Here is a 14,487-nt window from a genome sequence, read left to right on the forward strand (position 1 = left end):
TTTACATTGTTCTTCCAGATTTTTTAAGTTCAGCCTTTATTCCATCGAAAATATCCTTTTGCCGAATTTGAGAAACACCATCTTTCATCATTTTTAGGGTCGCATACCTCACTACATTGATAATTACCCCTCCAGAAAGTTCATATTTCGTAGCGATCTCCACAAGATTAACTTTTGGCTCTAACTTAGTAATTGCAGAAAAACTTTGTTGCCAGAGCTTTAAACGTTGCTCTGCTTCTGGAATCGGAAATTCTATAATGGATTGAAAGCGTCGTAAGAATGCTTGGTCTATATTCTGTTTGAAATTACTTGCTAAAATAACCAAACCATTATGGTCTTCAATTCTTTGGAGCAAGTAACTTGTTTCTTGATTTGCGTATCGATCACGAGCATCGCTAACATTGGTTCGTTTGCCGAAAAGTGCGTCTGCCTCATCAAAAAATAATATCCATTGCTGATTTTCGGCGGCATCAAAAACCTTTGATAAATTTTTGCCTGTTTCGCCAATATACTTGCTCACAATTCTGCTCAAATCTATTCTGTAAACTGGAAAACCATGTCTTTTACCTAACAATGCTGCCGCAAGTGACTTTCCAGTTCCAGGCTGGCCAAAAAATAAGGATCTAAAACCAGGCTTGAGTTTGGTTTTCAGTCCAAAATCGTTCATCATTGTATCATTGTGTTGCAGCCAAGTGGCTATCAAATCAAGCTGATCCATGGTTTGATGCGGTAAAACAAGTTCATTAAACTCCATTTGAGTTTCTATAAGCTGTGCCGGAAATTCCGTAGAAAAACGAGGCCGACTTCTTTTTCCTGTTGTGAATTCCTCGAACCAATTTTTGTTAATGTGTAAAGGAATACTAGAAATAGGTTCACCCGGCGGCAGTGGCTCGTATTCCATCACATCCAATGCAAATAATGGGTGTTTAGCGTCAAACAACTTCAGTAAATCGAACCTAAGCGAAAGATTATCTGCAGCAATTATAAAAAGAAATGTTTCTGCTGTGGGTAGAAAGCCACTAAATACATTCCCTTTTCTGCCTCCAAATTCTGTGAATATTTGCCCGGTTGCGGCATTTTGTACCAGAAAAATATCTAGGCACTGTGGCTTAACCTGACTAACCATGGCTAAGAAAAGTAATAATCTCTCCTCGAAATTAAAATTATGGGCTGAAACAAAACTGCCGTATTTTGATGTACTAGCATTTAAATCTGGAGGCTCAGCATCGAAAATTGAAGTCCCTGAAGGAACATTTCCAAAATTTATGGCACTGCGGAGCTGCAACACTTCTTCAAACCATGCCAATTCGGCTTGAATAGCGTTCGCATTGGCTTGCAATTCTGTATTTACCAATTTACTTGTATTAAATATTTGTTCCATGGCAATTTTATAATTGAGAATCCCCAAGGCAATTGATCAAATAAGATATCAAAACCTTTTTTTTCTACGGCAAGATTCCAACTGCCATCCTTGTAATTTAAGATACCATTTCTAAGGATGAAAGTTTCTGTTAATCCTGCAGGCGATGTTAATTTTAAACCGTTCCAATGCCCTATTATTGCTTTTTTTAATTCATTAGATTCTGCTAAGTCTTCTGCAGAAAACGCTATATTGTTAAATTCAATAATCATTTCAGGCTCTGCGCCACACAATATTTTATTTAACAACAGCAAGCTTTCATCTTCTGGCAATTCGTTGTAAATCAAATAATGTAAATAAACTATTGCTTTTTGCTGCGCCAAATCATTTAAAAAGCCATCTTCGTTTACCAACTGCAGTTGCCTAAAAAGTGGTTGGATGAAAGGATGAAAAATAACTAAACCTGCATTTTCGATCATTAACGAATCTATTACGAGCTTTTTACTAGGCGTTTTTTGTTGAATGCTCTTCTTTAATTTCATTATTCGATGCTTTGGCTCATCATCATTATTCTTTATTTTAGATGTTAAAAAGTTAGACAATGGCATAATGGTTACTTGCTGTTGTTTTGCTGAAATGTTATCTGTTAAATAATCCCTCACAATGTCAGCTATATTGACCTTTAATTGTGGATGTTCTTTCACAAAATTCAACAACCATGTTTCCAAATTCTGATATGTAATTTCACTATCTTTTTGATGAATTTTAGAAAGCCATATTTCAAGAATTAGATTATATAAATCTATATTAACCATTGAAATAAAATAACTTAAAAAATTTGTGTACTCATTAAATATTAAATAATTATGAAAGAAGATCGACTTATTAATTAATTGTTTTAATCGATGATATACAACTGAATCTTCTTTAACCGCGTTGATCAATTGCACAAAAAGTGGCTTATCGTATTTATAGATATTTAACAAAATTTTATTGGGTTCAAAATTAACTTCAGAAGAAACCCACCAAGGTTTTGTGCCCGTTTCACAATAGAAAACTAGTGCTTCATAATCATTTACATGAGTTTCAACTTTATTGGAAATTCCTTGCTCATTGCGAAATGCCTGCTTTGAAAAACTTCCTACATTTTTAAACAATGAAGAATGTTTATTAGTTAAAGTAAGTTCATCACTCATATTGCTTAATTTATAGTCGTTCAATTTCTTATATAATTGATTATGAATTTGCTCTTTCATAACTTCAACCAATTTATCTAAGGGCACATTTCCCAAATTCAAATTTAATTTATCAATGCGAATGCTCTCTAAAGTAGCCAATTGATCGAAAATAGAATTGAATAAATCTGGTAAATCATTGCTGCAAAAATCCTTAACCTGAGCTTGCACAAGTTCCCAATCCTGCTGACTATCTACTGTTAGCATCATTTTTTGAGAATGTATGATGTGGTTACTCATCGTTTTTTTTATACTTTACCAAATTCGAAATCTGCAAAATTATCCTTATCCTCTATTTTTACAGTCCTATTTTGTGGAGGATATTGCGTTACAGATGGTGTTACCGTAATTTGATACTGACCGAGCTGTAACAAAATGTTATAGTAAGATCCCGTGAACTGTTGCGTTTTAATTAACGCATCGCCTTGTCGTGCTGTTATGGTAAAAGCCTTAACACCGGTAACTCTTCCGCTAAGCTCAAATTCTTGCTGGGCAATTGTACCCACGGCAATAAAGAAACTCAATTTTGATGCTCCAACTTCTTCTCCAGTTTCCTTTTCTTTGATCACATAATCAAATTCATCGATTACAACCATTTGTGATAACGATTTTCGATCGAGGTTTTTGGGATCTAACGTATAAACCAACACCTGCCGTTTTTTATCTGGCATAGGTTCATAAACCTCTTCCTCAAAAGTAATTGCACCATATTTTGGGTCTGATTTTACCGCTACTTCATAAAAATCTGGATGGTATAAATTATTTAAAACCTGAACTTTACTAATAGTGGCTTTGCTTTGGTTATAAGCTACTATTCTGGAAATTGGCACGGCTAATGGCGTTAATTCCTTGTTCTTGGCATCTTTTGGATTACAATCACAGCAACTATCATCTTCGTAAACTGTAAAATCGGCGATTACATTAGCACCCAAATTCTTCAAGCCATTGTCTCCAATTTTTTCAGCCATGGCATTGAACTCTTTGTTAAACTTGGTCTCAAAATCTGTAAGAAACTTATTTCTAGTGATTCTTTTTGCAGCAACCACAACTTCCTCTAATACATCATCTTTTTCTTCTTCAACTGCTTTTCTTTTTATATTCAACAAATCTAACCGACTTTGGTATTCTTGCTGAGTATCCATTTCCTCCTTAGTTTTCTTATCAATTTCTTCAGTAATCCCTATGCGTTTGTTTTCTAAATCAATTTTCAAGGCATTTGAAACCTCTTTAATTTCCTTATTCTCATCTTTAATAGCACTTTTACGCAAAACATTAACCTTATCCTCAAATTCTTTTTTAAGTGATTCTTCGGCTTTGGAAATGGTTTCACTATTTGTCGTGCTAAACAAAGCTTTCTTACGGGTAAGTAATTCTGAATTTAATTCTTCTTCGCCTTTTTTAATTTGATCTTCATTTAGTACCACGCGATTTTTAACCTCAGCTACTTTTACTTCGAGTGCTTTATCTACCTCAAATTCGGCTCGTTTAATATCTTCAGCTTTTGTTTTAATTACTTCTTGAATACTTTGCAGCTTAACTTTATATGTGGCATGGATTGCATCTTCTGCCAGTTTCAATTCACTTAATTTTTCCAATCGAGAATTGCCTAGCGATACCTGCGGCCTGGTGACTATTTCGCTTTCCTTTCCCGTATGATATAACAAGAGCAAGGTATTGCCGCGTTCGGCTCCAGCAAGATGCTCCGCTGCACTATCTCTTAAATAATCTGCTAATGATTTATTGATATTTAAACTCGAATTTCGCTGTTTTCGAGTATCCATAATCGTTCCGATGGTTACATAAGGCCGAATCATAATCACATTTAAAGCTCTATGAATCAAACTACCAATCATTAAATAGGAGAGCAACTCTTTGTCTTTTTCCTTGTTAATAATGCTAACAAGAGTTTTCATTGCGTCAACATACAGGTCTAGAAAACCGGTGTATTTCATCTTAAATTCTTGATCCTTAAAATCAGAAAACTCCAATGTCATTAATGAAATTAAATCTTCGATATTGGCATTAAACCTTGATATCCAATTTAAAACATCTTTTTCGATATCATCTTTAGCATCTTCTGCCTTAACTTTTATGGTGGTAATTTTGGTGTAATCTGTCCGATTTATCTTTTCGGAAACAGTACCCATTTTAATAAAATTCTTATTTAAAGTGGCAAAGGTTTTAACCTTATCAACATTAACCTTTGGTGCTTCAGCAGTTGCGCCGTTTGCATTGGGACTTTCAGCGGCTGGCTCCTTTTCGTTACCCATCACATTGTCGAAAGCATCTTTAGCCGCATCAACTACATCATCAAATCTTCCAGCCATATTTTCGGCCAAATTGCTGTATTTAATGAGGTTATTGAGGTAGTACAACATCAAATTCCTCCAAGCTAAATATTGTGAATCAAGGTCAGGATAGCGACAGTTGCTCGTTACAGAACCACCAACGCCCATAAAAATTGATCTAACCTTTAATGGCAAATTGAACCTACGCTGCATTTTTTTGTATTGATTAACAGCGGTTGCTTGGTCTAAACTTAAATGCCCCTCTAATCGGAAGAAATTCTGATCATTGAAATTATAAAACAGCGGTGCAGATAATTTATCTAATCCATATTCTTGGGCTTCCAACGGCAATTGATAATGATAACTTAGCGGCTTTCCATTATCGCAACCGTGGCAAAGCGATTCGTTCCAATACTTTTCAAAATCACTATTATTAGGATCAAAATAAATTGGCAATGTCCTTTTACCTATATTTTGCCATTTTTCTTTACTAGGCGTAGCCAAAACGCCCTTTTTGCCTTTTTCTGTTAAATCATCGAAATAGCCATCGAGCATGGTCATTGTTCTTCCGAAAATAGAAACCACTTTCTTGCTCCAATCTTTGTGTTCATTAAAAAGGGGTGAATATTCAAATTCTTGGCGATTAATTGATGGCGGACAGTCTATCGATCCAAGCATTAAATGCATCGGAAAAGCATCTGCATTGGGCAAAGTAGAACTATTTAGGTGCATTGCTGCACAACGGAGTTCTTCATAAGACTTTATAATATCCTCAAAAGCATCATAAACATATTGAAAGCCGTAAGCAGTTCCATTTAGGTATTTCGATGCCAAATCCATCAGCTTATTTTCCCAATTAGCACGGATTGTGCCGATATCTGTGTTTTGAAAATTGCGCTGTAGAATCGGTAATTCTTTAAAAATAATTTCCAGTTGATTGGTTACATCGGCCAAAATAGCTGCTACCGGACTTAAATAACTATTTACTAAATCTGCATAATTCCTAGCCTCAGCTGGTGTGATCAATGCCCGGGGATAATTTATTGTTTCGAGATTGTATAACGCAGGATACTTCGCACCACCTCTATTCGCATTTGATGCATTAATTTTATTTAAGTCATCGATGGTAATTAAAAGCTTCCGAACAGTGAAAGTCTTTTCGATCCCTAAATCATCGCAGCTTTTCCCTAAACAACTTTGGAGGTTCTTCGTTGCTGGCTCCAAGAAAAGTAGCACAATGTAATTACTTAATATCAAGCCAGAATCTATCTGTTTTGCTCCAGTGGCTAAAGCATTTTCTGCTGTAAACAATTCCAATAAGGGAACATCATTCCCTAAGCCATCCATAAAATAAGGATAAATTAATCCCTCTGGAAGTTTGTATTCCTTGTAGTGAGTTAGATTACAATCGCCTAACGAAATTAAAAAGCCCCATGAAGTAACACCCACACCCTTAGCAATATTAACTTGATTCGAATTAATATTTACTTCAAGTCCATAAGCAATACCTCTACCAATCAATCGAGTTCTGGTTAGCCTATTTTCCTGAAAAAGAAAATCTTGCATGGTGTTAAGCTGACCAGCAGTAAGTACTTGATTTTCTTCAAAAACGGTGGTTGTATTAATGAGTTCCATAGCTTAGATTTTTAAAAAATGCCAATGTTAGTTTGATTGAGGATAAGCGTGTTCTTTTGTACTTCGTTTTCATTGCAACTGTGCAGTTTGCCCGATGGATAAACACTCCTTAAACCTTGAATAATCTCTATAAAATTTTTAAGCGCCTGCACCCTTTCAACGTCTCCCGAACTGGTAGTGTTGATTTGAATAAGCCAATTCTTGTATGCTTTCTCAAATTGCCCCATTTGTAAAGGGCTAACCCAGCAAATATTCATTGCAACATGTGCTGGGCTTTCTTCTCGTAAGGTTTTCTCTATAAAGTTTCTGAAATTTCGATCTCTAAATCGATCAGGCCAATATGGTAAAACAGCCGTCATAACGAAGCTGTAAGTATCGGTTATCTTGCATTGTTCGCAATCTACATCGTTATGGATGTTCAGCAATTTATCGGAATTATTTTTTTTTGGTCGTAGGAGTAAGTGTTCGATCAAGTGAATTCCCTCCCGATCGATAAAGGTTTTATTGAAAAAGCTGACCATGTCCTGAACAGCCAACTTCTCCTTTACAGCCCTAATGGTAATTGTTTTTGGTGTTATACTTTTAATAGAAAATAGATTATCATACAGTATTTTAGCATTTACTATATGATCCAACACTATAGATGAAATAATGGTAGTTTTGTTGTCTGTATAACTGATTTTCAAGATTTCAAATTCAATTAAAATCACTGGCGATTTTATCAAAGTCATTTTATCTCCAACACGCATGCGTGAAGTGAGATCTAAACCATCAAAGCTTAATTCACGACCGTTATCGCTGACTTCAGCAGTAAAGGTTTCTGTAAACTTGACTTTTCCATCGGGATAATTATTTGGCAAGGTCTCGTTAATCTCTATTTTAATATTCGGTCCGGTGGCTACAGTATTATTAACAGTATAAGTGCCATTATTAGACAACGAATCAACAATTTTTAATTGTGGAGTGTAGGCACTGTCCTCAATAATTTCAGCCAATGGGCCATTATAGTTCTTACTTTGATGTTTCCCAATTGTATTTCCATAGATATCAAATACCTCAAAACGATAGTTTGGCTCATAATTGATTACGTGTTCAGGGTCGAAACGGTAGTAATCAACGTCAGAGGCAAACCTAATCAGCTTCCAAAGCAAACTAATCTCTGTATTCATTAAAGTTTCAGCATCATCCAAACCTGTAACTTCTGGCCCCTCTATATCTCCTTTAAGAATTATTTTTCTCACAAGAGCATCCTTAGGCTGATCGAATAATTGATATTTTATTTTGTGTAAATATGGAACGGTAGTTTTGACAACAGTGTGCGTTAACACCTCGAAATAAGCCAGTATTGGTGGTGCTAAATTCTTTCTATTTGCTAAATTATTGTTATATAATTCATTATTAACCAATATTATATGATCGCTAATTAAAGTTTTAGCACCGATTAAAGTCAGTGCTGTATTTTTACTCTGTGCAATAATATTTTCGCTAACAAGATCATCAAATAACACTATTTGATATTTATTTAGAGCCGAACCAGATATGATTTTATAATTATTTTGATGTACTCCTGCACTAATCATTTTCTCCATTCCGGATTTAGCAAGCAGTTCATTTTTAAAGGGATTATTACCTTGAAAATAAACCTTGCCACCAGACTTTGTCTCAATACTCCATACGGTACCTGTTTTTAAAACCCTAAACTGATGAGAGAAAAAAAGATCTTCGGGCTTCTTTGGATCAATCCCAAGTAGCATGCTAACGCGTTTTTCATACCCAGAAACGTTCTTGTAAAACCAGCTTAGTTCGTTTTTATAATTGAAAGCCTTACCGCGGTTGCTGCTAATCTCTGGATACGAATTTAAAAATGCTAGCTTATCTTTTATCAGCTCTGCTCCTGCTTTTTGCCCATCTATGGTATAGGCAATCAAAGCATAATCACTAAATTGTTCGCAGAAACGTGAAAGCAAATGATCCAAGAAACGGTTTTTCCGCTTTTCAAAATCGTCCTTTGTTTCAGTAATTGCTTGCAGTTGGTTGCTATAATTATCAGCAAATATCTCTTGACTATTCGCATTCGGCACAACATCAAGGGTTGCTGAAGTTAATGGCTCGCCGAAATAAGTCTTATTTAACAGTGGTTGGCCATATTGATCTAATTCTTGATTAAGACTAAAAAGTGATTTCAATCCATTTACTTGTTGCAGATAACCATAGAGCATTTGATCAAAAAACGAAAGAAATCCCTTGAATTGTTTTGCATCCGTAATTCTTTCATTTCGAGCATCGTTATCTATCGGCAAATTTGGAATGCCGTCAGACCCGACGCCATAAACCAATGGAAAATCTTCTTGGATTGAGGTGTAATCCGTAGTTTCTCGCCATTTACCAGCGGGCAAAGGGCGATCTAGAATTGGGTTTTCTGGATAGCGTTTTCTAGAATTGGAAAACAATTCCTTGTACCTCATATCCATATCATCTTTATCGAAAGAGAATGGCAAATTATTTTTGTAGAAAGAAAGGTTTGATAGTTCAGGTGATAATCGTGGTACATAAAGTTGATCAATAGCCAAGGACATGCACCATTTGACACTTTTTTGAGCGATGGTTTCGTCGTTATCTTCCGGGTAATTGGCCAATTGTAAGCCACTTACCGATCGCACTACTTTTTTGCCCTCAACCTCAATATCCATCATAATCTGGATGAGATCACTCACTCGGATGGTGCATTTTTGAGTTGATGCATTTAATTCATCATCATCTATAAAACCATGTTCCAAAGCAGGTCCATCGAAAATATCCTCTGTAGATTTACCTTTCGCTTTTATATCGGGCAAACTATAGAAAAGAACATCTGGAGATAGGAAGCGAGAAATTTCGAAATAGATTTTTGCTGCAACTGTAGCCGCATCTGCAAATGGGTCGATTTCTACATCACCACAAATAGCAATTTGTTCTACTTTTAAAGCCCGTGTATTGAAATAATCCTCACAAAGCGGACGATTATCATTCAACCTATCTTCAGCTTTTTTTAGGATGCTTTTAACAATCGCAATTTTTGTTTTGTAGCGTTGCAAAATCCCATCCGTGGCCACGAAAATAAAATTATTAATGTTGTCATCCAGAAGATTTAGATCTGGAATATCTACAGGCACACTTGCAATTGTTTTTATCCCCTTTAAAGTAACTGTGGCATCCAAATCATTGCTATCCCAAAGCAGATATCCAGTTGGCATTTCATCAAATTCAACTTTTATGCTTTTGATTTTTGAAGTAATCGATGCATCGTTTTCAAAATCTACGCCAGAATCATCCCAACGAGGAAAATGAATAGTAATCTCTACTTCTACGCCGTCTAATAGCGGATCCACAAAATCGTTAATGATGTATGTACCAGAAAGTGAATTGGAATTTAAATCGCCATGATTTATAGATTGATCGAATTCAAACAAAAAATTATATAATCCCTTAAGAAAGAACCCATTCGGATCAGTTGATGTAGGAAAATAATCGAGTTTTTCTTTAACCTTATCAACATATAATTTCATTTCAGATTCGACAGATGGCGTTACCCAAGCATTTTTTATACCTATCGTTTCTCCACCAACTTGCACTGCAACATCCATCAGCAGTTTCCGAAAATCTTTAATCGTTACTGGGCCATTGTGCAAAATCTGCCTAGCTGTAAAAAAGTTTTTGAAATCGATATCCGCTTCAGCATTCGGATTATTCGCAAGCAAATCTTGCATATCGAACGTTAAGCGATAACCTAAATCGGTAATTGCATAGCAAAGCGCCTCTAATGTTGTTACACCAGGATCGTGAAGATTGTAATCTGTCCAAGTGTTTTTACTCAACTCTTGAATCCGCTGCAAACCCTTTTCCCGCAGCTTGTCGAAATGCATACTTTCCAAGGGAGGATTTTCTTTCGATATGATTGTTAAGTTGCTCATTTAGTTACAACCACATTCATTTACCGGAACAAACTGTTTAGTTGATTTTATGATATTATCTTCGCAATCTACACATGCACAATCTGGATTTTCAATGCCAGCAATATCATTTATATTTAAAATACTATGTTCAGGAAAAGAGGTTAAAATACTGGCAGCAGTTGCTGTTTCTGCCCGTTCAAGATCCCTAGTAGATATATCTTCTAGACCAGCAGGGCGAATAAGAAACATTTTAAAACAAGTAATATAATCTACATAACTCAGTTTCTCGAGTTGATAGATTAGGGTAGATTTCTCAATTTTTCCACCAAATTCTAATTGCACAGCATTGTTGTTCGTCCAAGGCGCCAACAAGCCCCTAATTCGTTCTTTGAGCATTGGCAAATAGATATTTTCTTCGTAACCATCTTTTAACTTAACATGAAAATGAAGCTTAATTTCTTCGTAAATTGGATTTTGGACATTCAATTGTGCAAATGCAGAATTCTTTTTATTGATAAAACCCTTAATTTCTTCAAGTGTATTTTTCGAAACCATAGGCTTTAAAGGATTTGGGGCATTCGAAATCGAGATATCTGGAACGGCGATAATGGTAACAGCACCCGGCGACAATGAGTTATAAGTACCGACATTGCCATTATAACTTGTGTGGCTGATACATTTAGCTGTATAAATATTTGGAAACTGCGCTAAAATTAACCGCTCATAATCCCACAAAGTGATGGATCTTCCCTTATGCCTAAGCCTTTCACTTACCCGCAAATAATATTCATTTCCATTTTCTGCAGGTTTTCCATCGAAAGATCCGTAAGGCTGGGCAACCTTTTTTACCGCAGCATCGGGATTTTTTAGCTTACTAATTACTCTAGCTTCAATAGCTATACTTTCAGGCACAACATCTTCATATATAGAAAATTCAGCTTCCGCAGCTTGAGCAGTTATAGAGATAATATCGCAAATAGAAAGCACATCCTTTTGTGCGCTAATTCGCAACCAGACAAAACCAGTTGGCAGCAAAGTATTATCTGCATTAACGGTTTTAGGAATGTTAAGGGTAACAATTCCGGTGGTTAATAACCCGTTGGTTTGCTCTCGTAGAATTTCTATGTTTTTAAAATCATACCAGTTGTTATTTTGCAAATATGCCCAACTCAAAATGGCCTTATCAAAATCAGGATTGGCACTGCCCTCACTCACCTGAAACAGTAAGCTTAATTGCTGAGGCACAACAACATCAACCAACCCAATGTATAACTCACCTTCGTTTACAAAATTTGGCAACAAATAAACCACGCCTTTATTTTTAAAAGGATGAACTTCTGCTTGTCCGAATGGCGCTGAAACATAGAACTGATGAACTCTATTGTCGTATATGTTTTTTGAATCTACTGTAGGCGTCAACTGAATGGTTGTTTCGCAAGTATAACTCAAACTTAGATTTTGAATGAGTGGCGTATAAGGCGCATTTGGTAATTCTATTGTTGATAAATCTTCCTTAACGTTATTTAAAACGTCCCTACTGTAGGCCAATTGGTAATCTGCGTGGCCGAATTTTCCATCAGTAAACTTTAATTTTAAAAAACCACGTTCAGAATTTAGATCGTAACCATCGCCAGCATTTGTATTGTAATTTGACTTCAACGTTGTTGGAACAGACAAATTAGACTTAAATAATGCAACAGGCGCTGCTGCATCTGATGTACCGAATAAACTTACTTTCTGCGGAGCTGCAGGTGGTAATGGAATCCAGCTACGATGATCGAGATAGGAAACCTCAGCCTTAAAACTAGAATTGTTAACGTAATTGCTAAACAAGGTCTTAATTTCATCCTTTTCCCAATATTTTGGAATAACAGATAACATTTGTGCCACCGAAGAATCTTTCGTTGTAGTGTCACTCTTAATTTTTGAAATTGGTGTAGTATCTGCAAGTGTTTTTACATCAGCGTCATCAGTAGTCGTTCCAATCTTTGCTGAAGACGATGCCAATGCGATGGTTTGCATCATGACTAAAGGAAGAAACTCATATAGCTTTGCTGGTTCTGCATAAGATTTATAATAATTATTGAAAGCCATGCCTGGCAAGTTCAAAAACTCAAAACTTAGGTTTAACGTTTTTAATTCATGCTGAAAAACCTCAGAACTACCGATATAAAAATTGGCGCCAATGGTTGGTATCGAACCAAAAGGTTCCATTGGTTTTGAGGCATCTAACTTGCCCAAGCTATTTTGCACCAAAAGATTTTTAACTTCCCTAACATCAGTATTAATTTTGACGCTGCTTATTGGCGCAAACATCAATGAGTTATAAAGTCCGCTAGTGGGAATTAATTCGATCTTAACCACAGGATATGTGGCTCTAAAATCTTCCAAATGAAGCTTTAAATCGTAATCGATAATCTTCTGATTGGTTTCATCAGCAAAAAGAACCAGCTGTAAAGTGTTAGTATTTATAAACGCTGCAGATTGAATGGCGATTTCTTCCCATCCTTTTTCTGCACTTACCAATGCTTTGAAATTCGCTGATGATACTGATGGCGCCGTCTTGTAACCAGCAACCAATTGGATATTTAAGGTGATTTTTCTTTTCCCCTCTGCCATCCTAAACAACGGCGAAGCAATTGCAAAACCAATCTTTGCTTTTTCACGTTTAATATCACCAAAAGCATCCCAGCTTTTATCTTGATTAACGAAATCGCCACCAATTCCATCGCCAGAATTAGTAATTGGTGATCTAGCAATGATACTTTTCTCAACCGAATCAACCAAGATGGATTTTATGCTACCAACCTGAGCGTTACTAAAACTAAAATCGGAAAGTAATTTATAGAACTGTTCTTTTTTATTGCTGTTTTTACCCGCCTTAAATTCGGTGCTGTCATTTAAGATATATTGAGAAATGTGTTTTGCCAACTCCACAGTTAAGTAAACTTTATCTGGCGATGCTGGTTTCTTTTCAAAACCTAAAACTGTTTCAAAAAAATAATCTAAGTGTTTGGCCGTAAATTGATTTAAGTCTTTCTGTGCGATGGCATATAAATCCAAAAAAGCATCAAAAAGCGCAAGATGGGGTTCGGTTAAGCCATCATTCCTAATTTCATTAAGATTGAAAACTGTTTGCCAAGTGGTTTTATTTTCAGCACCATTATAGTAGTAATAATTAATATAAGCACTCAAACGCTCTACAAATTGATAAAGTGCTTCCTTGCTTCGTTCATCAATGGCAACAAAAGATGCATCCAACGCTTGGGGTAAGCGATTTAAACGGTTGGTTCCGTTTCTTGGTGCATTATTTTTATTGCAATTTTTACTCATTTTCTAAAGGTTTGTTCCCTCGTTTAAATAATATGGATATACAATATTGTTCCTGGTGTTGGTACTTCTAACTGTGTATTCTACCACGAGATTAATAATACCATTCTCCTCGTTTTTAAAAACATCGAGTTTATCGAGCTTAATTCGCGGCTCGTAATAGATGATTGCCCTCCGGATTCTTTCTGTAATTCTCGTCACCAAGGTTACATTAATGGGTTCAAAAAGCATGTCATCTAAGTTGCAGCCGTACTCTGCCTGCATAACACGTTCACCAACGGCGGTGCCAAAAAGTATTTCCAAACTTTGATTAATATCGGCAACATCACTAGCCATGTTTGTAGCAAAATGGTTCGAATCACCATATTTGATTATTTTTGGTGGGAAAGCCCATCCGGTTCCTAAAAAGCTGCTTTCTGTTTCCATAATTAACCTATTGTAACTGTCGGACAACCAACCACGGCACTAGCGCCACAAATACACGCATCGCCAGTTCTTATTGCTGGCAAGCCGCCGATAAAGACAGTTGTACTTCCTGCAGGGAAAGCGCTCACCGTTGGCTGATGCGTATTTGGTGGCAAAACGCAAACATGACTATCTCCCACCACGCAAGCTGGCATGCCACCGATTAAAACCGTTGGTACCCCAGGCCCGACAATTGTTCCGCCATGATTGGTAATATCTGTTGCTCTTACTGCGTTTGGCAT

The 14,487-nt window shown here is 36.2% G+C and carries 7 protein-coding genes; all 7 read right to left on the reverse strand.

The window, feature by feature from the left end; genetic code table 11:
- Position 1: 1 nt before the first annotated feature.
- Genes EZ449_RS08585 through EZ449_RS08615 form a run of 7 tightly spaced genes read right to left on the reverse strand, consistent with a single transcriptional unit; the run spans position 2 to position 14,487 of the window.
- Positions 2-1,381: an ATP-binding protein gene (locus EZ449_RS08585; protein WP_131557701.1), complete on the reverse strand. Its 1,380-nt coding sequence runs from the start codon at positions 1,379-1,381 to the stop codon at positions 2-4.
- Entirely contained in the window at positions 1,348-2,835 is a 1,488-nt protein-coding gene (locus EZ449_RS08590; RefSeq protein WP_225872272.1) for a contractile injection system tape measure protein, read from the reverse strand. The genes EZ449_RS08585 and EZ449_RS08590 overlap by 34 nt, the downstream gene beginning before the upstream one ends.
- Positions 2,836-2,843: 8 nt before the next feature.
- On the reverse strand, positions 2,844-6,518 hold the full coding sequence (locus tag EZ449_RS08595; protein ID WP_131557705.1) for a hypothetical protein: 3,675 nt from the start codon (positions 6,516-6,518) through the stop codon (positions 2,844-2,846).
- A gap of 11 nt (positions 6,519-6,529) precedes the next feature.
- Entirely contained in the window at positions 6,530-10,468 is a 3,939-nt protein-coding gene (locus EZ449_RS08600) for a hypothetical protein (RefSeq protein WP_131557706.1), read from the reverse strand.
- Positions 10,469-13,783: a hypothetical protein gene (locus tag EZ449_RS08605; RefSeq protein WP_131557708.1), complete on the reverse strand. Its 3,315-nt coding sequence runs from the start codon at positions 13,781-13,783 to the stop codon at positions 10,469-10,471.
- Positions 13,784-13,786: 3 nt separating this feature from the next.
- Entirely contained in the window at positions 13,787-14,206 is a 420-nt protein-coding gene (locus EZ449_RS08610) for a GPW/gp25 family protein (RefSeq protein ID WP_131557710.1), read from the reverse strand.
- 2 nt (positions 14,207-14,208) lie between these two features.
- On the reverse strand, positions 14,209-14,487 hold the full coding sequence (locus EZ449_RS08615; RefSeq protein ID WP_131557712.1) for a PAAR domain-containing protein: 279 nt from the start codon (positions 14,485-14,487) through the stop codon (positions 14,209-14,211).

Origin of the sequence: Pedobacter frigidisoli, assembly GCF_004331675.1 — a bacterium.
Taxonomy (GTDB): domain Bacteria; phylum Bacteroidota; class Bacteroidia; order Sphingobacteriales; family Sphingobacteriaceae; genus Pedobacter; species Pedobacter frigidisoli.

What these genes read in the sequence shown, in the direction of transcription:
- EZ449_RS08585 (WP_131557701.1), bottom strand. Translation starts at nt 1,381, where the DNA reads ATGGAACAAATATTTAATACAAGTAAATTGGTAAATACAGAATTGCAA.
- EZ449_RS08590 (WP_225872272.1), bottom strand. Translation starts at nt 2,835, where the DNA reads ATGAGTAACCACATCATACATTCTCAAAAAATGATGCTAACAGTAGAT.
- EZ449_RS08595 (WP_131557705.1), bottom strand. Translation starts at nt 6,518, where the DNA reads ATGGAACTCATTAATACAACCACCGTTTTTGAAGAAAATCAAGTACTT.
- EZ449_RS08600 (WP_131557706.1), bottom strand. Translation starts at nt 10,468, where the DNA reads ATGAGCAACTTAACAATCATATCGAAAGAAAATCCTCCCTTGGAAAGT.
- EZ449_RS08605 (WP_131557708.1), bottom strand. Translation starts at nt 13,783, where the DNA reads ATGAGTAAAAATTGCAATAAAAATAATGCACCAAGAAACGGAACCAAC.
- EZ449_RS08610 (WP_131557710.1), bottom strand. Translation starts at nt 14,206, where the DNA reads ATGGAAACAGAAAGCAGCTTTTTAGGAACCGGATGGGCTTTCCCACCA.
- EZ449_RS08615 (WP_131557712.1), bottom strand. Translation starts at nt 14,487, where the DNA reads ATGCCAAACGCAGTAAGAGCAACAGATATTACCAATCATGGCGGAACA.